General features: G+C 60.0%; 16 protein-coding genes. 9 read left to right on the top strand and 7 right to left on the bottom strand.

All coding sequences use genetic code 11. From position 1 onward, the window contains the following. Positions 1-49: 49 nt before the first annotated feature. Both BW686_RS06715 and gloB read right to left on the bottom strand, forming a co-directional pair. A complete protein-coding gene (locus BW686_RS06715; RefSeq protein ID WP_084915567.1) occupies positions 50-1,654 on the bottom strand; it encodes a LysM peptidoglycan-binding domain-containing protein in 1,605 nt (534 codons plus the stop codon). Positions 1,655-1,753: 99 nt separating this feature from the next. Further along, positions 1,754-2,533, bottom strand: a complete 780-nt coding sequence (gene gloB, locus BW686_RS06710) for a hydroxyacylglutathione hydrolase (protein ID WP_084915566.1) — start codon at positions 2,531-2,533, stop codon at positions 1,754-1,756. 81 nt (positions 2,534-2,614) lie between these two features. Between gloB and BW686_RS06705 the strand changes: the two genes are divergently transcribed. From BW686_RS06705 to BW686_RS06690, 4 genes are all read left to right on the top strand, one after another. Continuing rightward, positions 2,615-3,373, top strand: coding sequence for a class I SAM-dependent methyltransferase (locus tag BW686_RS06705; protein WP_084915565.1), 759 nt, complete (start codon positions 2,615-2,617; stop codon positions 3,371-3,373). 46 nt (positions 3,374-3,419) lie between these two features. Further along, positions 3,420-3,872: a ribonuclease HI gene (gene rnhA, locus BW686_RS06700; RefSeq protein ID WP_084915564.1), complete on the top strand. Its 453-nt coding sequence runs from the start codon at positions 3,420-3,422 to the stop codon at positions 3,870-3,872. A 78-nt stretch (positions 3,873-3,950) separates the two neighbouring features. Further along, entirely contained in the window at positions 3,951-4,730 is a 780-nt protein-coding gene (dnaQ, locus tag BW686_RS06695) for a DNA polymerase III subunit epsilon (protein WP_084915563.1), read from the top strand. Positions 4,731-4,751: 21 nt separating this feature from the next. Next, on the top strand, positions 4,752-5,300 hold the full coding sequence (locus tag BW686_RS06690; protein WP_084915562.1) for a GNAT family N-acetyltransferase: 549 nt from the start codon (positions 4,752-4,754) through the stop codon (positions 5,298-5,300). A gap of 52 nt (positions 5,301-5,352) precedes the next feature. On the opposite strand, the gene BW686_RS06685 is transcribed toward BW686_RS06690, so the two are convergent. After that, complete coding sequence (locus tag BW686_RS06685) at positions 5,353-5,568, bottom strand: hypothetical protein (RefSeq protein ID WP_084915561.1); 216 nt, start codon at positions 5,566-5,568, stop codon at positions 5,353-5,355. 210 nt (positions 5,569-5,778) lie between these two features. Between BW686_RS06685 and BW686_RS06680 the strand changes: the two genes are divergently transcribed. Then, complete coding sequence (locus BW686_RS06680) at positions 5,779-6,345, top strand: NADPH-dependent FMN reductase (RefSeq protein ID WP_084915560.1); 567 nt, start codon at positions 5,779-5,781, stop codon at positions 6,343-6,345. Positions 6,346-6,481: 136 nt separating this feature from the next. Then, positions 6,482-11,683, top strand: coding sequence for a dermonecrotic toxin domain-containing protein (locus BW686_RS06675; RefSeq protein ID WP_084915559.1), 5,202 nt, complete (start codon positions 6,482-6,484; stop codon positions 11,681-11,683). Positions 11,684-11,728: 45 nt separating this feature from the next. On the opposite strand, the gene BW686_RS06670 is transcribed toward BW686_RS06675, so the two are convergent. Both BW686_RS06670 and BW686_RS06665 read right to left on the bottom strand, forming a co-directional pair. Then, positions 11,729-12,880 (bottom strand): acyl-CoA dehydrogenase family protein, encoded by a 1,152-nt coding sequence (locus BW686_RS06670; protein ID WP_084915558.1) that lies wholly within the window; start codon positions 12,878-12,880, stop codon positions 11,729-11,731. Positions 12,881-12,883: 3 nt separating this feature from the next. Next, positions 12,884-13,981, bottom strand: coding sequence for an enoyl-CoA hydratase/isomerase family protein (locus tag BW686_RS06665; protein ID WP_084915557.1), 1,098 nt, complete (start codon positions 13,979-13,981; stop codon positions 12,884-12,886). 273 nt (positions 13,982-14,254) lie between these two features. On the opposite strand from BW686_RS06665, the gene BW686_RS06655 reads away from it, so the two are divergent. From BW686_RS06655 to BW686_RS26770, 3 genes are all read left to right on the top strand, one after another. After that, complete coding sequence (locus BW686_RS06655; protein WP_084915556.1) at positions 14,255-15,934, top strand: MFS transporter; 1,680 nt, start codon at positions 14,255-14,257, stop codon at positions 15,932-15,934. Further along, positions 15,931-17,094: an HlyD family secretion protein gene (locus BW686_RS06650; RefSeq protein WP_084915555.1), complete on the top strand. Its 1,164-nt coding sequence runs from the start codon at positions 15,931-15,933 to the stop codon at positions 17,092-17,094. The genes BW686_RS06655 and BW686_RS06650 overlap by 4 nt, the downstream gene beginning before the upstream one ends. Before the next feature lie 97 nt (positions 17,095-17,191). Continuing rightward, positions 17,192-17,347, top strand: a complete 156-nt coding sequence (locus BW686_RS26770; RefSeq protein ID WP_179149190.1) for a hypothetical protein — start codon at positions 17,192-17,194, stop codon at positions 17,345-17,347. Between the two features lie 279 nt (positions 17,348-17,626). Here BW686_RS26770 and BW686_RS06640 read toward each other — a convergent pair whose 3' ends face one another. Continuing rightward, the gene (locus BW686_RS06640) at positions 17,627-19,243 is read right to left on the bottom strand and encodes an inorganic phosphate transporter (protein ID WP_084915554.1); all 1,617 of its coding nucleotides are present in this window, start codon (positions 19,241-19,243) and stop codon (positions 17,627-17,629) included. Positions 19,244-19,369: 126 nt separating this feature from the next. Continuing rightward, the gene (locus BW686_RS06635) at positions 19,370-20,389 is read right to left on the bottom strand and encodes a transporter (protein ID WP_084915553.1); all 1,020 of its coding nucleotides are present in this window, start codon (positions 20,387-20,389) and stop codon (positions 19,370-19,372) included. Positions 20,390-20,526: the final 137 nt, after the last annotated feature.

The raw sequence follows: 20,526 nt of genomic DNA, 5'->3' as shown, positions 1-20,526 counted from the left end.
GCACCGGCCACTCGCCCCAAGGTCATTCCCGGGCAAGTGGCCGGCGTCATCAATGCGGCAGGTAGACGGTCAGCGTCTGGCCGGGTTTGAGGGCCTGGCCGCTACGTGGATTCCAGCGCTTGAGATGTTGCATCTCGACGTTGAAGCGCTTGGCGACCAGGTACATCGAGTCGCCTTTCTGGATCTTGTACTGCATGGCTTTCTTTTCGCCGTCTTTGGCACTGGCGCTGGCGACCGACTTGCTGCTGCCTTTGCTGCCAGCCTTGGCGGTGTCCTGCATGACCAGCGCCTGTCCGACCTTGAGCTTCTTGCCGGTCAGCTTGTTCCAGCGCTGCAGGTCTTCGACGTCCACCTTGTTGGCCTGGGCGATGGTGGTCAGGTTATCGCCGCTCTTGACCTTGTAGGTGCGAGTGCGCGCGGGTTTTTCGTTACTGGCCAGTTCTTCGAATACCGGCTGTGAAGACCTCACGCCCGGCTTCACCGGAACACTGAGCGACTGACCGATTTTCAAGCGGTTGCCGGCCAGGGTGTTGTTGCTCTTGAGCGAGCTGACCGTCACTTGATAACGGCTTGCCAGGCTTTCAAGCGTGTCGCCTTTGCGCACCCGGTAAGGCTGCCAGGCCACCAGTTCTTCCTGCTTCATGGTCAGCAGGCTGGCGGTCAGCAGTTGTGCCTTGGACGTGGGCACCAGCAGGTGCTGGGGGCCATCGATGGTCAGGCGCTTCTTGTAGGCCGGGTTGAGCTGGATGAGCTCGTCTTCGTCGATGTCGGCCGCGCTGGCCACTTTGGACAGGTCGACACGCTTGTTGAGTTCGACCACTTCAAAGTAGGGCTGATTGGCGATCGGGTTCAGGTTGACGCCGTAGGCCTCGGGCGACAGGACGACCTGGGACAGCGCCAGCAGCTTGGGCACGTAGTCACGGGTTTCCTGCGGGAGCGGCAGGTTCCAGTAATCGGTCGGCAGGTTGAGCTTGTCATTTCGTTCGATGGCACGGCTGACCGTGCCTTCGCCGGCGTTGTACGCGGCCAGGGCCAGCAACCAGTCACCGTTGAACATGTCGTGCAGACGGGTCAGGTAATCCAGTGCGGCGACGGTGGAGGCCTGAATGTCGCGGCGCCCGTCATAAAAGCTGGTCTGGCGCAGGTTGAAGTAGCGCCCGGTGGACGGGATGAACTGCCATAGCCCCACCGCCTGACTGCGCGAGACGGCCATCGGGTTGTACGCACTCTCGATGACCGGGAGCAGGGCCAGCTCCAGCGGCATGTTGCGCTCTTCGAGGCGTTCGACGATGTAATGCATGTACAGACTGCCACGCTCGCCAGCGTTTTCCAGAAAGGACGGGTTGTTGGCGAACCACAGGCGCTGCTGATCAATTCGGGGGTTCTGGTCGTTGCCTTGCTGCAACTGGAAGCCCTGACGCATGCGCTCCCATACATCCTGGGGCGGTGCGAGAGGGGTGGCAGGCTTGTGGGTCAGAAAAATCGGTTTTTGCTTGATGCCGGCGGCCAGATTTGGCGCTCGGTGGCTGTTGACGGTGTCGACGCTTGCAGTGCTCTGGCAACCGGCCAGTAGGGCACTCGCGGTTACGGCCACGGCCTGAGCCAACCGAGTCAATGCGTCCGAATGTAACGGCTTGCTGGTAGATGACGACATTGTTCGGGGGGTACATCCAGACGAAAATGTCGGGCGATTCTAGGAAGCAGCCTGCCGTCGGTCAACCTTTCAGAATTTTATTGCGGTTTGAGGGTCGCCTCAGAACTTATCTTTCCAGGCCCTCAACTGAGCAAAGACCTCACTTTGCGAGGTGTTTTGGCCTCCGCTCCGTTCGTCCGCTTTTTCTTTAACAGATGTTTCGCGGGTACGAAGAAACGGGTTGGTGCGCTTTTCCAGTGCCATACTGGACGGCACGCTGATGCGACCTTCGTTGCGCCACTGGGTCACTTGGGCCAGTCGCTCGGCGATGTCCTGGTTGTCGGGTTCGACAGCCTGGGCAAAGCGCAGATTGCTCAGCGTGTATTCATGGGCGCAGTAGATCAGTGTGCTGTCCGGAAGGGCGGCGAGGCGTTCGAGCGAGGTGTGCATCTGTTCGGGTGTGCCTTCGAACAGGCGTCCGCAGCCAGCCGCGAACAGTGTGTCGCCACTGAACAGCAAGGGCTGCGCAGCGTCTTCATGATAGAAGGCGATGTGGCCCAATGTATGGCCGGGGACCGCATGCACCACGAAGTCGAGACCAAGCACGGTGAGCCGGTCATGGTCGGCCAGTGCGATATCGCGCGCCGGAATCTTCTCGGTTGCCGGCCCCAGTACGCGTGCCTGGGTGGCCTGCTTGAGTTCGACCACGCCGCCAACATGATCATTGTGGTGGTGGGTGATCAGGATATCGGTCAGCCGGCAGTCGGGATTTTGCGCCAGCCATTCCAGCACCGGCGCAGAATCGCCCGGATCGACGACAGCACACCGCTGGTTCGAAAGGTCTTGTAACAACCATATGTAGTTGTCACTGAAAGCGGGGAGGGCGTGGATCTGTATCATGGCGCAGTTCGCATAGCGGCAGACAATGGTGCATCTTAGAGTCTGTTGCCGCTGTTAGCGAGCACCTCTGGAGGAGAACTCATGACCGATGAAGCGTTCGCTCAGGCTGATCCTGAGTGGCTTGCATTGATCCGCGATGCTCGTGAATGGCTTTCAGGGCCACTCGGGCAGCTTCTGCTCGAAGAGGAACGGCGGGTGCTCGATGAAGAACTGGGGCGCTATTTCGGCGGTTATCTGGTGCATTACGGGCCGTCGGCAGAAAGCCCGCCGGTTGCACCGCAGGTGCGGCGCAATGTGCGGCTTGGCGCGCCCTTGCCAGGCGTCGAGATTGTCTGTGAAGAACAGGCCTGGCCCTTGAGCGAACACGCGGCCGATGTCGTGGTGCTGCAACACGGTCTGGATTTTTGCCTGTCGCCCCACGGGCTGCTGCGCGAAGCGGCCAGCAGTGTGCGTCCGGGCGGACATTTGCTGATCATCGGTATCAACCCCTGGAGCACCTGGGGGATAAGGCATGCCTTTGCTCGCGATGCCTTGCGCAAGGCGCGTTGCATTTCTTCTTCGCGGGTCGCCGACTGGCTCACCCTGCTGGGCTTCGCGCTGGAGAAACGGCGCTTCGGGTGCTATCGTCCGCCCCTTGCTTCTGCGGGATGGCAGCAACGCCTGATGGGGCTCGAAAGCCTCGGCGAGGGACGACAGAGCCCCGGTGGCGGCTTTTATCTTCTGGTTGCACGCAAGCTGGTGGTAGGCCTCAGACCCGTGCGTCAGGTGCGTCGCGACCCTATCGGCAAGCTGATTCCCATGCCGATGGCCAAGGTCAGCCGCAAGGCCCAGGACTCCTGAGCCATGCCATGCCGCACACGAAGCCCATCATTCTGGAAAGGTCGTAATGAGCGATAGCGTTGAACTCTTCACCGACGGTGCCTGCAAGGGCAATCCTGGTCCGGGCGGGTGGGGCGCCTTGCTGATATGCAAGGGGGTAGAAAAAGAGCTGTGGGGCGGCGAAGCCAACACCACTAATAACCGCATGGAGCTTACCGGCGCCATCCGCGGGCTTGAAGAACTCAAGCGCCCCTGCGAAGTCACGCTGGTCACCGACTCGCAATACGTGATGAAGGGCATCACCGAGTGGATGGTCAACTGGAAGAAGCGCGGCTGGAAAACCGCGGCCAAGGAACCGGTCAAGAACGCCGACCTGTGGCAGCTGCTGGACGAACAGGTCAGCCGTCATACCGTGAAATGGCAGTGGGTGCGCGGCCATATCGGCCACCCCGGCAACGAGCGTGCCGATCAACTGGCCAACCGGGGTGTCGACGAGGTTCGTGGCATCAAGCACCGATAGCGGTGGCCGGCCAGCGGTGGCCGGCTCGCGACGGCTCCGTCATGTTAGTATCGCCGCCTGTAGATGAGGCAAGAGTCAATGTCAGTGCAAAACCTGGATAACAGATCGATCGTTCTCGACACCGAAACCACCGGTATGCCAGTGACCGATGGTCACCGCGTCATCGAGATTGGTTGCGTCGAACTGATTGGCCGTCGCCTGACCGGGCGGCATTTTCACGTGTACCTTCAACCCGACCGCGAAAGTGATGAAGGGGCGATTGGCGTTCACGGTATCACCAACGAGTTTCTGGTCGGCAAGCCCCGCTTTGCCGAAGTCGCCGATGAGTTTTTCGAGTTCATCAAAGGCGCGCAACTGATCATCCACAACGCAGCGTTCGACGTGGGCTTCATCAACAACGAATTTGCGTTGATGGGCGATCAGGACAGGTCAGACATCACTCGGCACTGTTCGATTCTCGACACCCTGATGATGGCCCGCGAGCGCCATCCGGGGCAGCGCAACAGCCTGGATGCCCTGTGCAAGCGTTACGGCGTCGACAACTCCGGTCGTGAGCTGCATGGCGCATTGCTTGACTCCGAGATTCTGGCTGACGTCTATCTGGCGATGACCGGCGGGCAGACCAGCCTGTCACTGGCCGGTAACGCCTCAGACGGCAATGGTTCCGGTGAAGGCTCCGGCAATCGCGGCAGCGAAATTCGCCGCCTGCCCGCCGACCGCAAGCCATGCCGCATCATTCGTGCATCGGAAAGTGAACTGGCCGAGCATGAGGTGCGTATGGGCACCATCGCCAAAGCCTCCGGCGCGCCTGCGCTGTGGGTACAGATGCTGGAAGCCAGGGCGCAGGCCTCTTCCTGACAGTAACCGGCGAAGGGTGACATGACTGTGGCACATCCTGTCTTGAGCATTCGGGTTGCAGACGAATGCTTCGAGGACTACATCCTCAACAGTGACTTCACATTCACGGTACTGGGTTATGCCAGGCCGGTCATTGGTGAGCGCGTCGAGGCGTGGCAGGTCGAACTGGTCGAGCCTTACAGCAAGAATTACGGCATCGACTCTCAGGAGTTCGCCGACCACCGTGACGCCGCCACGAGTTCGGTGATGGTTGCATGGCTGGATGATCAGCCCGTCGGGCATATCGTGATGAGCACGCACTGGAGCGGGTTTGCCTACATCGACGAACTGGCCGTTGATGACGCGGCGCGTCGTCACGGTGTCGCCAGATCACTGCTCGACGCAGCACGGTTCTGGGCGCTCAAACGCGATTTGCCTGGCATCGTTCTGGAAACCCAGAACAACAACCTCGGCGCCTGCAGGTTGTATGAGCGATGCGGCTATGTCGTGGGCGGCGTGGATCACATGCGCTACAGAGGTATCGATCCGAACACTCGCGAGACCGCGATTTTCTGGTATCTGATTTTCTAAAATCGACAGCGCCCCGCTTGCGCCGGCCAGTCAGGCGGGGCTTATCGCTGCCTCAACTGGAGGTGCGGGTCATATGCACGCCGGACTGCACGAGTTCAAAATCGTCCCCGCCAAGATGCTTGACCCGGTCACCGATTGCCAATCGATAGGTAATGACCGGTTGCCCGCCTTGCGCCTCATCAGGCTGTGATTCCTGGAACTCATGCACCGGATACACGCGACCTTCGGCGTCTCTGGCATGAAATTGTCTGACGAGAACTGAAGCCATTTGCTTTGTAACCTCTGAAACTGAATATACCTGCTGGTTTGGAAAAACCATCGAGGCTTGTAGACCACTGATCTATAGGGGAGTTTGCCTGCCATAAAAAAATAATCCGCGCTGTTTGACGGTGCCAGGGAATTGAAGGCTGTGCAGGTCGTCTAAAGCTCGCTTTCATTCTATACCTAACCCACCTCCTATCAGATGACGGATATTTTCATGAGCCAGGTTCATACCATTGCCGTATTGGTCGGCAGTCTTCGAAAAGACTCCATCAACCGTAAAATCGCTCTCGCGCTGGCAGAATTGGCACCTGCCAGTCTGAAGCTGAACATTGTCGAAATCGGTGATCTCCCGCTGTACAACGAAGACATTGATGGTGCTTCACCGCCGCCGGCTTATGCCGCCTTTCGCGAACAGCTTGGCGCTGCCCACGGCGTGTTGTTTGTCACACCGGAATACAATCGCTCAGTGCCGGGTGCCTTGAAAAATGCCATCGATGTCGGCTCGCGCCCTTACGGCAAGAGCGCGTTCAGTGGCAAGCCAGGCGCAGTGATCAGCGCTTCGCCGGGCGCAGTGGGTGGCTTCGGTGCCAATCATCACTTGCGTCAGTCGCTGGTGTTTCTGGATGTCCTTTGCCTCCAGCAGCCGGAAGCGTATCTGGGCGGTGCCGGAAGCTTTTTCGATGAAGCCGGCGTGTTGTCCGAGAAAACCCGACCGTTTCTGCAGACGTTCATCAACGCGTTCGCTGCCTGGGTTGATAAGAACGTCAAGGTGTCGAACTGACCTGCCTGCAGCCTTTCTTCTGACGAGTTGCTTTATGTAACGCAGCCGTCGCATGCCCTCTGAATAAGCTGTTTCCTTTTTCCTTGCCCATGCTCCTCCTTGGAGGGTGGGCCGGGGTGGACAGGGGAAACAGCCGATGTCAGATACACCTCCATACTTTTTCAGCGAGTCCCTTCGTGCGCAATTTGCGCAGGATATCCGGCACGCCGCTGCCCAGGCGCGCATCAGCAGCCATGAAAGTCTGTGGCTACAGACGCTGGTTCTCGATAATCATGAGGCAGGTCACGAAGCCCCTGCGCCCAGAGTCGACAGGCTGATCATGGACGACGGCTCGGCCGCCCATCCCGAACTGGCGGGTGCGTTGCTCATCAGCGATCCGGTCGGGTACCAGACGCCGGTCTTTCTGAGTACGCTGTTGTCAGGCCTCGAACGTTTCGAGCATCGCACTGCGCTGCTCGACGCACTGCGAAGGCGTTTCGATGAGTTCGGTGATCTGGTAGCGGTCGAAGCAGAGCGCGTCGAGAACTCGTTGTTTGAAACACGCACGCTGGCGGTGATCCGGCAACAGGCGCGGTACCTGGGGGACCTGGCGGTGCAACTGGACAGCCTGCCGGACCTGCGCACCGCGGCAGGTAAAGCCCTGCAAGTCGGGTTGCTGGAGCGTGATCCGATGAACGATGTTGATGTGTTCACTCACCTCGCACAGATCGTTGACACGATGCCCGCCTCAGATAACGGCCTGACGTCGGTAGTCGGTACCCAGACGCTGGTCGAGGCGGCCGTAGATGAAGTCGCTGCCCAGTCACTGCCGTCCGGCCTGGCGCGGGTGTTTCTGGATGCTCAGGGGCATGTGCTGGCCGGGGCTGAGCGGGATGTCTACAGTGAGGCGCTGGCTGCTACGGCCTCAGCCGTCCCGACGGTTTACGAGCAATTACTGGCGGATTACTGGACCGCGCCACGGCTTGATGGCCGGACCGGACGCGAGGTGGCAGTGCTTGCGCTGGCCGAATCGTTTCGTCGGCACTTGCTGGCGGGGCGGGCGGCCGGCGCGCTGAATGACGCTGATTATCATCGTCTGCGTGTCCTGCTGCCTGCCCATGACGCTGCACTCGACCCGCAGTCGATCAGGGTGTGCAGGTTGTCAGTCTCCGTGGCCGGGCAGGAGCCTGTGAAACTGGTCGGGCGGTTTCTGATTGATTTCCCGGCCAGCGGCACAGCCGGTGTTTACCTTTATTCCTCGTTGGCCGGTTTCAAGCACTTCGACAACATGGCCCGGATGACCACACACCTGGTGGGCGATCCTGCGCGCGCCCGATTGTTGGCCAGCGCGTCCTTGAACGATCACCCGGCCCTCTGTGCCCAAGGCCATGTCGAATTGCAGTTCGAGCCGGTCACGACTGCGTTCTTCAGTGAGTTCGTGGAAGGCGTCATCGCGCTGCAAAAGCGCAACCTGCGCCATGTGCTGGGATTGCCGCCCATTGCCTTTGAAAAGATTCCGGCGCGTATCGATGACGCGCTCGACATCCGTGCATTGCTGGACGGGCGACTGCTGAATTTACCCGCCTCTGCGCGCTGGCGTTCCGATCTGCTGCCGTTTGATCAGGTCTGGGGTTCATCTGCCTCTGCGACCAGCGAACCACACGCTCGCTTCGAAACTGCCGACAACTGGGTCGGCAAGCTGAGAAAGGTCGAACGGCTGCTTGAGCGCGTGGACTCGCTGCATCATGGCGTTGAAGGCTGCATGCGTGATGCATTGAACCGTTACCTGGCGCTGCTCGATTTACCGTCCCTGGACGCCAGGACGCTGTGGGTCTCGGCCGGTACAGGTGACGGCCCGCCCGAGTATCTGCTGTCGCTGGCGTTGGAGCGTGCTTGCGGTCACCCCCGGGTAGCGCATTCAAACGGAGCGGTTCTTGAGGGGCTGGTGGCGCCTCGCCTGGTCCGCAGTCTGCCATTGGCGCTGCTCGAGCACATGCTTGATTGCGTGCTGGCAGATTTCCCTCGCCGGTTCGAACAGCAGGTTGTCGAGTTGTATTCCCGCTCGATCCGCCATCTGGATTCACAGGTACAGCCCGGTATTCTGTCCGCGTTGGTCCGTGAATACGCCTTGCGCCTTGAGCTGTTCATCGAGAAACGGACTGCCACGCTTCCTGAATCCGTTCTGCGCAACGTTCAGCAGGTATTGGACAGGCCACTGGCTGTCTTGAGAGCTACGTTGGGGGATGAGCGCGTGGACGCTTTCACGCTGTCGTTCCAGTACGACCCGTTGGCACCCGCTGTCGCGTTGCCCAATGCATTCGTCATAAGCAACCGGCTTCGCCCCGAAAAACCTGCCCTGTGGCTGATTGGCAAAGGGCTTCTGGTGTTCGAAACCCGGCATGCGCTCACGCAATACGTTGCTTCCCGGCTGGCGGGTGCCGAATCGACCGTGAGCATTACCAACCTTTTGGCCGAGCCCGACAGGCAAACGCTGTTGAGCTGCCTTGCTCAGCCTGAACCGCCGGACATCAACGTGACGCTGCACCTTGTCGAGGGGCATTTCATTGCAGCGTTGCAGGGCGATGAAATCGAGCGCCAGCGGCGCACGGCAGCGTATCTCTACAGGCAGGCCGCTGAATGGGAATTGCCATCCGGGCTCTTCAGCCATTTGCTTGAGGCTGCCGAGCGCGATGATCGCAATCGTCAGGTGTTGAGCAACCTGGGTTCCGCTATTCAGTTCGTGATTTACCGGGCCATTGTTCCCGTCTGGATCATTCAGGCATCAATGAATGAGCAGATCATTCTGGTCGAGGCTTTGCGCAGGTTTTACGTGAACTGTGTCGGGCTCAGGGATTTTCTGTTCGACGTCCCCGATCTTTATCAATATTCACAGGAACAGCTGACAAAAAGCCTTGCGCGCGACTTCCCCGATCAGTCACTGGATCCGGAAGATATCCTGGTCACGCTGACGCACTACGTGGCTGTGCCCGTGCCCGCCGGGCAAACGCCGCAATCGATACCGGCTGCTACCGGGGTCATTCGCGAGAGCCTTGTGGAGTTTGCTGCCAACCGGTTCATGTCTCGTCTGGACGGGGCGATTTCAATCACGCTCAAGGAAGGCCGGACGACACCTGCAGCGCTGACCCCGGCCTATGTTCGTCATCTGGTGGAGTCGCTCGACATCGCGACACGCTACCGGAGTGTGCTGGACAGGCTGTTTGCCGACACTGACCCCGACTATGCCGAGCGGCGATCGCTGTTCACTCAGCAGATGCCTTCACTGGATCTGTTGCGCGCCTTTTCCATGAAGCTGAAGAATGACATTTCCGGCGACGCTTACCGCTTTGTCGAAGGCGTGCTGAACATGCCTGATGCGATAGCGCGGCTGCCGGTTGACGGGAAATACGTGCAATTCTGCCGGTTGCAATTGCTTCCGGCCAGCGAAGGCTGGGCCCCGACCATTGTGCTCAATGCCTACCTGATAGGGCCTTCGAAGCCGCAATCCGGGCCTTGGGTTTTGTATGTATTGACGTACGACGATTTCGTCTTCAAAGAGTATCCGTCCCAGGCCGCTGTGCTGGAGGACATTCGTACCTCCCGCTCACTTCAGCAGTTCATCCTCGATCACATCGACCCCGGCATGCGCAAGGTCTATGACAACGGTGGCTTCATGGAGCCGCACCTGCCTTTCAGTGTGGAGTCCGACTTCGATGTGCCTTGGCGCTCCAGTCAGCCGGTAACCCTGAAAATCGAACCGTACGAGGGCAACGCGCTGCAATTGATGTTCGAAGATGCGCTGGACATCCTCAAGTTGCAGGTGCAGCAGCAGAGCGTTACCAATGCAGAACATCGCCGCAACCGGTTGCAATACCTCTTTACGCTGGGTGCCGAGCAGGTCATGGCCCTCATGCCGGGGCGGCTGGGCGCGCTGATTGGCATATGGCAGAGCCAGACGTTGTTCAACTCGTCTGTCGTGTCGGCTGGCAGGCGGCGCTGGGGCAAGGCGTTCTCCGAGTTCATGGCTGCGGTGAGTGTGATGATTTCTTCACGGCAGAACCCGCAGTCGGGTGAAGAAGTCGGCCCGCAATGGGAGGGGGACGAGTCGCAGGAGGTTTCGGAGCTGCCTGAAGATGCGGCGGATGTGCCGGTTTTTTCCTGGGGCAACAGCTCCCTGACACAACAGATGCGCGCCCGCCTGCTCGAGTTCGAAGTACACGACGTGGCGCTGAACACGCTGCAGAAGGACGAGTTGCTCAACACCTTCAAGAACCCCGTTACAGGCGGGGTGTACGCCGCCGTTGACGGCAAGGCCTATCAGTTGCAGCGCGACCGGGATGGCTGGTTCATCGTCGCCGGGGACAAGACCGGGCCGTCGGTCAAACTCGATATCAACCAGCGATGGACACTGGACATCCAGGGCGGCCTGAGAGGCGGGGGCGGCATCGTCACCCGCATGGAAAGCAGCCTCATCGACGAGGAGGTCGAGGAAATTATCGTCATCAGCGCCAGTGGCATGCCCGCCATTCGTCAGGCTCACCATGAAATGGCGCTTTCTATCGAGGAAGGTCATGCCCAGGCGCAGCGCTATCTGGAGAACTGCCTGGCCAATCTCACGCCGAGGCCGCCGGATGAAAAAGTCGATGTGCGTACGGAGAAAATCCTCGCCGACTTTTTTGACCACAAGACTCCGGATGCCCCATTGCACAGTGCTGTTAAAAAGGCGGTTACAGGCGTCTATCAGGCGCTGATGGACCCTTCGCTGTCACCGATCGACTCTCCGCGTTATGTGGTTGGGATCAACCGGATCGGGAACGAGGCGTCCAGTGCCTTTGTATTCGAAGCCGACCCCTCAAAGCGGATTTTTCTGACCGAGCAATTCTTCCGACTGCCCAGTTACCGTTTCAAAGTCAGCGCCATGCGTTCGGGCGACTTCAGGTATGGCCCCCACTATCGCGCGGCGATCCTGATTCATGAGTTGTCGCATCTGGTGCTTCGAACGGATGACATCGCTTATGTCGATTCACAAGCGCCTTACGCCGATCTGCTGGAAGACGCGCCCAGTTACCGTTTGCGCATTCGAAACGAACAGATTGTCGCTCAACAGAAGACCTTGTCTTTCCAGACGGACCGCAGCGTGCTGTTCAAACAGATGGAAGACGGAGTGATGCGAGATTTGCGCCGGATCGACGGTAACGGCAAAGCCACTATTCTGCGCCTCTCCGGCAAGTCAACGCTGGATGAGGCCCGTGATGTGTTTTACGCCGATGTTCACAAGCGCGCCGATATCATGCTCAAAAACGCCGATACCGTTGCGTTGCTGGTGACCTTGCTGGGGCGCGAGCGATTCGTGAAGCGTTGATGCAGTGTTCCGGCAACGGGTGTTGCCGGGGCGGCAGGCGGTCTTTCAGACCAGATAGTGGCGCAGCTCGCGGGCGATCACCAAGCGCTGGATTTCGCTGGACCCTTCGTAGATCTGCGTGATGCGTGCATCGCGGTAGTAACGCTCCACAGGGTAGTCCTCCAGATAGCCGTAGCCGCCATGAATCTGGATCGCTTTAGAACACACCCACTCAGCCATTTCGGACGCAAACAGCTTGGCCTGGGAGGCCTCCGACAGGCAGGGTTGCCCGGCGCTGCGCAGACGTGCGGCGTGCAGGGTCAGCAGGCGGGCGGCGTTGATCCGGGTGTGCATGTCGGCCAGCAGGTTGGCGATGCTCTGGTGTTCGATGATCGGTTTGTCGAACTGCACCCGCTCCCGCGCGTACGCCAGCGCAGCCTCGAAAGCGGCGCGGGCGATCCCGAGGGCCTGGGCGGCGATGCCGATCCGGCCACCCTCCAGGTTCGACAGGGCGATTGCCAGCCCTTTGCCACGTTCGCCCAACAGATTGGCTGCCGGAATGCGGCAGTTATCCAGCGTTACCGCGCAGGTGTCGGAGGCCCGGATTCCCATTTTGTGCTCACTTCGGTCGACCACAAAACCGGGATTCACCGTCGGCACCAGAAATGCGGACAACCCTTTTTTGCCGAGTTCAGGGTCGGTGACGGCAAACACGATGGCCAGCTCTGCGCGTTTGCCGTTGCTGACAAACTGCTTGGCGCCATTGATGACCCACTCGTCACCCTGCAACTCGGCGCGGGTGCGCAGGTTGTGGGCTTCGGAGCCTGCATGCGGTTCGGTCAGGCAGAAACAGCCGATAGACCGTCCGCTGGCAAGTTTCTCTAGCCAGGTGTGTTTTTGCTCGTCGGTACCGAAATTGAGAACCGGCCCGCAGCCCACCGAGCTGTGAACACTCATCAGCGTGCCGGTGGCCGCGTCGGCGGCGGAGATTTCTTCGACCGCCAGTGCATACGCGACATAGTCGATGTAAGTGCCACCCCATTGCTCCGGGACCACCATGCCCAGCAGGCCCAGATCCCCCAGTTTGCTGACCAGCGCATCATCGATCCAGCCAGCCTTTTCCCAGGCCTGGGCGTGTGGGGCAATTTCGTTGCGGGCAAAGTCGCGCGCCATGTCGCGAATCATCACCTGCTCTTCACTCAACTCAAGGTCGTTCACGGCTCAGTGCTCCAGACCGCTGAAGAAACTCTGCACATGCGAGGCACTGACGTCCTGCACGTTGCCGTGTTTCCATTGCGGCTTCTTGTCTTTATCGATGATCAGGGCGCGTATGCCTTCGATCAGGTCTCCGCGTTCGAACCATTGCCGGTCCAGGTGAAGCTCCATCGCGAAGCAGGCCGCCAGCGGCAAATGACGCCCGCGGCGCAGCATTTCCAGTGTCACGGCCATCGCCAGCGGCGAGTGGTGCTGCATCCGGTTGGCCGTGTCGAGTGCCCATTGGCGGGTATCGGCTATTGCCACTTCCTGCAACTGCTCGATCATGCTCGGGATGTCCTGGCGGCCAAAGAAGTAATCGATGGCCGGGCGCAAAGCTTCCAGTGGCGGAGTGGGCAAGCGCTGGGTCGCGAGCTTGGCCAGCGCACCTTGCAGGTCCTTGAGCGGTGTCGATTTCCATTTCAGGTGGTCGAGCATATGGTCGAGGCGTGGCAGCATTTCGCTGTTCATCGACCAGTTGGCGAGGCCGCAGTACAGCGCGTCGGCGGCACCGATCTGCGACCCGGTGACGCCCAGCCATGTGCCGATTTCACCAGGCAGCCGCGAGAGAAAGTAACTGCCTCCCACATCCGGAAAATAACCGATGGCGACTTCCGGCATGCCCAGCCGGCTGCGTTCGGTCACCACCCGCAGGTCAGCGCCTTGAACCAGGCCCATGCCGCCGCCCAGTACCAGGCCGTCCATAATGGCCAGTACGGGTTTGCGGTAGCGGTGAATAGTCAGGTCCAGCTCGTATTCTTCGGCGAAAAAGGTGTAGTGCAGGTCCAGACCGTTCTGATGGCTTTCATACAGCGAGCGGATGTCGCCCCCGGCGCAGAATGCTTTCTCGCCAGCACCGCGCAGTACCACGGCGTGAATGGAGGCGTCATCGGCCCAGGTGTCCAGTTGACGCTTGAGGGTGCGGACCATGTCCAGATCGACTGCGTTCAGCCCTTCCGGACGATTGAGGGTCAAGTGGCCAATGTGGTTACGCACGTCGACAACAATCGCGTTGCGGCTGGCGGGTTGCCTGACCGGGCGGATGGACGAAACCTGTGAACTCATTCTGAACTCCTTGTTCGGTTGCGCTTTCTTCTTGTTAGAGCGTCGCAGAAGATCCTATCAGCGCAAATGTGCAAAGCAAAACTGCGTTTAAGCATAGCCGGAAGTTTCAAACAGCCACGCTTTACACGGTCTTCCGGTGTTTGAGCGTTATGGGGTCCGTTAGTTTGCACAAAACATGGCCAGCCTCTTGAGTATTCTGGCTGTCATTAATGTCACACAAGGGAATCCTCAAGTGGCGCTCATGAAAAGTCTGACCCATGCCAAACCTTTCCCATGACTGACAAGTATGCCCCGCGCGACTGGGCCGCCCACGAGCGCCCGACCATGCCGGGCTCGCCTTCGACGCCGCTGCATTCGGACGCCCGCCGCTGGGCGTTTGCGCTGGTGGGGGTGATCGTCGCCCTGACCGGCGGTCTCGGCAACGCGCTGGTGGTTGCCAACCTGCCTTATCTGCAAGGCGCCTTGGGCGCGACATCGCAGGACATCGCCTGGCTGCCGGCGGCCTACATCATGACCAACGTGTCGATGAACCTGCTGTTGGTGAAGTTTCGCCAGCAATTCGGCCTGCGGGCGTTTACCGAGCTGTTTCTGGTGCTTTACGCGCTGGTGACGTTGGCGCATCTGTTCGTCAACGATATCGATTCAGCCATTGCCGTGCGTGCTGCGCACGGCATGGTCGGTGCGGCGCTCAGCACCCTTGGCCTGTATTACATGATTCAGGCGTTTCCGCAGAAGTGGCGGCTCAAGGCCCTGGTTCTGGGGATCGGCACCGCCCAGTTGGCCACGCCGCTGGCCAGGCTGGTGTCCGAAGACTTGTTGCAGATTGCCCAATGGCGCGGCTTGTACCTGTTCGAACTGGGCATGGCGCTGCTGTCGCTGGGGTGTGTACTGATGCTCAAACTGCCACCGGGTGATCGATTCAAGGCGTTCGAGAAGCTGGATTTCCTGACGTTCGGTCTGCTGGCGACCGGTTTCGCGCTGTTGTGCGCTGTCTTGTCGCTGGGAAGAATCGAATGGTGGCTGGAGGCGCCCTGGATCGGCTTCGCCTCGGCAGCGTCGATTGCGCTGATCTGCGCAGGCCTGGCCATTGAGCACAATCGCAGCAACCCGCTGCTGATCACTCGCTGGCTCGGCAGCGGGGCGATCTTGCGTCTCGGGCTGGCGGTCATCCTGTTTCGTGTCGTGCTGTCTGAGCAGTCCGTCGGCGCCGTCGGTTTTCTTCAAGCGCTGAACATGGGCAGTCAGCAACTGCACACGCTGTATCTGGTGATGCTGCTGGGCAGCGTGGCCGGGCTGGCGGTCAGTGCGCTGACCATCAACCCTGCGCATCTGATCAAGCCTTTGCTGATCTCTCTGGCGATGATGGCCGTGGGGGCCTGGATGGACAGTCACTCGACCAATCTGACCCGTCAATCGAACATGTACCTCAGTCAGTTTCTGCTGGCATTCGGTGGCACGTTCTTCCTCGGGCCGACCCTGGTGCTGGGCATCAGCGGGGTGCTGGCCAACCCACGCAATATGGTGAGCTTCTCGGTGCTGTTCGGGATCACCCAGAACATCGGCGGCCTGATCGGGTCTGTTGCGCTGGGCACCTTTCAGGTCGTGCGCGAGAAGTTTCACTCCAGCCACATCGTCGAGCACCTGACCCTGATCGACCCGCTTGTCCAGGCGCGACTGCAAAGCTACAGCGCCAGTTACGGCTCGGTGATTACCGACCCCTCGTTGCGCAACACTCAGGGAATGCGCGCGATGGCCACGGCCGCAACGCGAGAAGCCAATGTGCTGGCCTACAACGATGTGTTCATGTTGATCGCACTGATTGCCGTGCTGACCATGATCTGGATTTCAGCCAGGGTTCTGTGGCTGAAAATGACCACGCAGCCCTTGGCGTTGGCGCCCGTTGCACCCGCCGCTTCGCCTTCCGTACCCCATTCCGGCGTTAAATCTTCATGACCGAATCCAATACCACCGATAACGAAACACCTCGCAGCCCGTCTTCTCCGGCCCCGGCACCGTTGAAGTCCCCCGTCACCAGCCGGCCGCGTTCGGCCCGCAAGCGCGTCGTGTCTTCCGTGATTTTCGGGGCTGTCGCGCTGGCCGGGGTGCTGGTGGTGTTATACGCCTGGCAGTTGCCGCCGTTCGGCAGCCCGATAGAAAGCACCGAGAATGCCCAAGTCAAAGGGCAGACCACCCTGATCGGGCCGCAACTGAGCGGTTATGTCTACGAAGTGCTCGTGCAGGACTTTCAGTTCGTCAAGGCGGGCGATCTGCTGGTTCGTCTGGACGACCGCATCTATCGTCAGCGCCTGGAACAAGCCGTTGCGCAACTGGCGATGCAGAAGGCTTCGCTGGCCAATAACCTGCAACAACGCCGCAGCGCTGAAGCCACTATCGGCCAGCGCGAGGCCGAGCTGCAGAACAGCATTGCGCAAGGCCGCAAGAGCGCTGCCGATCTGCGTCGCAATCAGGCGCTGGTGACTGACGGTTCGGTGTCGAAAAGCGAGCTGGACGTGACCCGGGCTGCCGACGCGCAGGCAAACGCTGCCGTTGCAGAAGCCAAGGCGGTATTGCAGATATCCCGCGAGGACCTGCAAACGGTGATCGTCAACCGGGGTTCGCTGGAGGCCTCGGTCGCCAATGCCCAGGCGGCGGTTGAACTGGCGCGCATTGATCTGGACAACACCCGCATCGTTGCCCCGCGTGACGGGCAATTGGGGCAAATCGGCGTGCGGCTGGGGGCTTATGTCAATTCGGGCGCGCAATTGATGGCACTGGTGCCGGAGCAGCGCTGGATCGTCGCCAACATGAAGGAAACCCAGATGGCCAACGTGCGCCTCGGTCAGCCGGTGAGCTTTACCGTCGATGCGCTGGATGGTCGCGAAATGCATGGCCATGTACAACGAATATCGCCGGCTGCTGGCTCGGAGTTCAGCCTGCTGCCTGCCGACAACGCGACCGGCAACTTCGTGAAGATATCTCAGCGTATTCCGGTGCGCATCGTCGTCGATGCCGACCAGCCGATGCTTGAGCATCTGCGGCCCGGCATGTCAGTGGTGGTGAGTATTGACACCAGCGTGGAGGGAGATACGCCGCAGGATCCTGCGGTACGATGATTTTCGTGCCACTGCGTTGGGGTGCAACGGTTTTGCGGTGCAACGGTCCTGCGGTGTCAGTGGAATATGCGTCCGACTCAAGGCACCTTTGATTCTCGTGCCGATGCTCAGCGTCGGCATGCGTCCTGTGGCGCTCTGCGTCAACTATGTGCTGCAGCTGGAGGTCATGCCTTGCGCGCAGTCACTGCACATAAAAGCGCTGTTTTATCACTATGGCACTGACGACGCCGATTGCGACGTAAGTGACGGCTGAGTCCTGGCGCTGATTCGGGGGTAACTCGGCAAGGACGCCGAGTTAGCCGCACCGGGCCATGGATGGCCCGTTGCGGCGACCCCCGGATCAGTGACAGGGCGAAGGAACCCGACGAAGTCGGGCCGGAAACGGAGCCAGGACTTTGCCTACTTTGGTCCCTCAAAGTAGGGCGCCGTAAGGGCGCAAAGGTGACCTGAGTCGAGCGTGAGTCTCTCTGAGCCCGCAGAACGGTGTGGCATAGCGTGTCACGAATTCGCCCCCGTGCGGAACAGCAAGGTCTCAGAACAGTTTACTGAACACCCAGTACAGCGAGCCCGACAAAAGGATGGCGGCGGGCAGGGTCAGCACCCAGGCGGTGGCCAGGTTGCGCAGGGTGCGCATTTGCAGCCCCGAGCCGTTGGCGACCATCGAACCCGCCACGCCGGACGACAGCACATGGGTGGTGGACACCGGCAAGCCGTACATGTCCGCCGCGCCGATGGTGAACATCGCCACGACTTCTGCGGACGCGCCCTGAGCGTAGGTCATGTGAGTCTTGCCGATCCGCTCGCCGACGGTCACGACGATACGCTTCCAGCCAACCATCGTGCCCAGCCCCAAAGCGATAGCAACAACGATTTTGACCCAGGTCGGAATGAACCGCGTGGCGCTGTCGATCTGGCTTTTGAAGGCTTCGAGTTTGGTGGTGGTCTCCGCGTCAAAATGGCCCACGTTGTTTTTTTCCATCACGCGGATGGTTTCCGAGGTCAGGTACATGTCGTTACGTACGTTGGTGACCGCTTCGGCAGGCACTTTCGACAACGAACCGTAGCTGGCGACCTGATCGCCGATCTTGCCGGCCATGACGGCCAGGGCCGGGATCAGGTCCGGGGTCTCTTGTTTGCTGACCAGATAATCCGAAAGCGTCTTGCGTGAATCGGCCGGAGCGGGCTGAGGGACGCTGCGGATCAACGCCTGCTGAGTGACTTCAGCCACGGCTGCGAATTGGGTGGCCTGATCGGCGGGCATGGTGCGGTTGAGTGCGTAAGCCATCGGTAAGGTGCCGACCAGAATCAGCATGATCAACCCCATGCCTTTCTGCCCGTCGTTTGAGCCGTGCGCGAATGACACGCCGGTGCAGGTCACGATCAGCATCGCGCGAATCCACAGCGGCGGCGGCGCGTTGCCTTCGGGCGCTTTGTACAGCGCGCGGTTCTTGATGAACATGCGCATTGCGATCAACAGCAAGGCGGCACAGCCAAACCCGACCAGCGGCGAAAGCAGCAGTGAGTAACCGATTTTGGTGGCCTGTGACCAGTCCACACCGCTGGTGCCGTCACGCCCGTGCATCAAGGCGTTGGCGACACCGACACCGATGATTGAACCGATCAGGGTGTGCGACGAGGAGGCCGGCAAGCCCAGCCACCAGGTGCCCAGGTTCCAGATGATCGCCGCGATCAACAGCGCGAAGATCATCGCGAAACCGGCCGATGAGCCGGTCTGCAGGATCAGCTCTACCGGCAGCAATGCAATGATGCCGAATGCCACCGCACCGCTGGAAAGCATCACGCCCAGAAAGTTGAAAAACCCTGACCAGACCACGGCAAAACCGGGTGGCAGGGAGTGGGTGTAGATCACTGTCGCGACGGCATTGGCGGTGTCATGGAAGCCGTTGACGAACTCGAACCCCAGTGCAATCAGCAACGCGACGCCCAGCAGCACGAACGGGGTCCAGGTGGTGACCACCGTGCCCATGTCGTCCACGTCCTGCTTGAGGCTATAGCCGGTGAACAGCAAGCCTGCGATGAGTATCGTGAAGAAAAGTATCACGGTCATTCGGCTGGGCTTGCGACCGAATTGACTTGTCGACAGGCTCGCCTGGCCGATGGCGTCGGGAGACAGTGCGTTTGTGGCCATGTTTACAATCCTGGATTGAAAGATTATTGACATGGTCATTGCAAAATGTGACAGCGGTGAGACATGTAACAATTGATTGCGCTTTTGCGCCGGTTTTCTGACAACCGGCACGTCCTGTGCGGCGCCTCAGTAATCGCCGCGTTTGCGAAACGCCCAGCGGCCTGCCACCAAGGTAAAGGTTGCTACCAACGCCACCAGAATCCAGAAGCCTTCCGGGTCGGAAGCCAGCGGCACGCCGCCCACGTTCATGCCAAAAAAGCCCGCGACGATGTTGATTGGCAACGCCAGCACCGTCACCACCGTCAGGGTGAACAGGGTGCGACTGCTCTGTTCATTGAGGTTGGCGGCGATTTCTTCCTGCAACAGCTTGATGCGTTCGCCCAGCGCCGTGAGGTCGTTGATCACCAGCGACGACTCTTCGATGGACTGGCGCAACGCTTGCGCATCCTGCTCGCGCAGCCACTGTGGCGGGCGGTGCAGCAAGCGCATCAGCGAACCCGGTTCGAGCGCCAGCAGACGTTGCAGGCGCACCAGCACTCGACGCATGGCACCGAGTTCAGAGCGATTGTTGCTCAGCCGCTGTGACAGCAACTGGTCTTCGATGCGGTCAACGTTGACGCTGGTCTTGCGCAGGAACTGGGTCAGGACTTCACCCTGATCGCTGAGCAAGTGCGCCAGCAGCTCCAGCGGTGAGTCGAACTGTTCGCCACGCTTGACCGCCGAGCGCAGTTTGTCGACCGAGCGCAGGGGTTGCAGCCGGGCAGTGATCAACAAACGCTGGCGCGCGCAAACCCACAAGGTAGAGATATCAGTCGACAGCCTGTTGAAATCGAATACCACGTCGTTGACCACTGCCAGCAGCGTGGCGTCGACGTGTTCGATACGGGTCGAGCGCGAGCCTTCGTGCAGGGCCTCGAAGAACTCCTCCGGCAGGTCGAGCGTGGTTTTCATCCAGCGCTCGCAGGCCGCGTGCGACAGGTTCAAGTGCAGCCAGATGAAGTCGTTTTCGTCAGGCGGGTTTTGCAGGTAATCCAGCGCGGCAGCCGAGCCGATTTCCTGACCGCTTTCACCGTGGCGAAAACGGAAGCCGTAAAGCAGGCCGAAAAGGTCGGAATCCTGATGGTGATGCACAATACTGTGGTTCATGGCTGTCCACATGCGGCCTGGCCCGGGCGGGGGAGGCGAAGGCCGCATGATGACAAGGCGTTATTTCATATTTGTGACAGCTTGTTGCAGTGTGTTTCTTTGATGGATTCATTGCCGGTCGCGTTCAGCGGCCATTC

The sequence above is a fragment of the Pseudomonas syringae genome, assembly GCF_002157375.1.
Classification (GTDB): domain Bacteria; phylum Pseudomonadota; class Gammaproteobacteria; order Pseudomonadales; family Pseudomonadaceae; genus Aquipseudomonas; species Aquipseudomonas syringae_T.
Note: the sequence above shows the minus strand (reverse complement) of the source record. Positions and strands in the feature narration are given on the sequence as shown.

Bases quoted from the DNA above. Each gene is read 5' to 3' on its own strand.
- gloB (WP_084915566.1), bottom strand. From the start codon at position 2,533: ATGATACAGATCCACGCCCTCCCCGCTTTCAGTGACAACTACATATGG.
- BW686_RS06650 (WP_084915555.1), top strand. From the start codon at position 15,931: ATGACCGAATCCAATACCACCGATAACGAAACACCTCGCAGCCCGTCT.
- BW686_RS06675 (WP_084915559.1), top strand. From the start codon at position 6,482: ATGTCAGATACACCTCCATACTTTTTCAGCGAGTCCCTTCGTGCGCAA.
- rnhA (WP_084915564.1), top strand. From the start codon at position 3,420: ATGAGCGATAGCGTTGAACTCTTCACCGACGGTGCCTGCAAGGGCAAT.
- BW686_RS06715 (WP_084915567.1), bottom strand. From the start codon at position 1,654: ATGTCGTCATCTACCAGCAAGCCGTTACATTCGGACGCATTGACTCGG.
- BW686_RS06655 (WP_084915556.1), top strand. From the start codon at position 14,255: ATGACTGACAAGTATGCCCCGCGCGACTGGGCCGCCCACGAGCGCCCG.
- BW686_RS06665 (WP_084915557.1), bottom strand. From the start codon at position 13,981: ATGAGTTCACAGGTTTCGTCCATCCGCCCGGTCAGGCAACCCGCCAGC.
- BW686_RS06640 (WP_084915554.1), bottom strand. From the start codon at position 19,243: ATGGCCACAAACGCACTGTCTCCCGACGCCATCGGCCAGGCGAGCCTG.
- dnaQ (WP_084915563.1), top strand. From the start codon at position 3,951: ATGTCAGTGCAAAACCTGGATAACAGATCGATCGTTCTCGACACCGAA.
- BW686_RS06635 (WP_084915553.1), bottom strand. From the start codon at position 20,389: ATGAACCACAGTATTGTGCATCACCATCAGGATTCCGACCTTTTCGGC.
- BW686_RS06680 (WP_084915560.1), top strand. From the start codon at position 5,779: ATGAGCCAGGTTCATACCATTGCCGTATTGGTCGGCAGTCTTCGAAAA.
- BW686_RS06690 (WP_084915562.1), top strand. From the start codon at position 4,752: ATGACTGTGGCACATCCTGTCTTGAGCATTCGGGTTGCAGACGAATGC.
- BW686_RS06705 (WP_084915565.1), top strand. From the start codon at position 2,615: ATGACCGATGAAGCGTTCGCTCAGGCTGATCCTGAGTGGCTTGCATTG.
- BW686_RS06685 (WP_084915561.1), bottom strand. From the start codon at position 5,568: ATGGCTTCAGTTCTCGTCAGACAATTTCATGCCAGAGACGCCGAAGGT.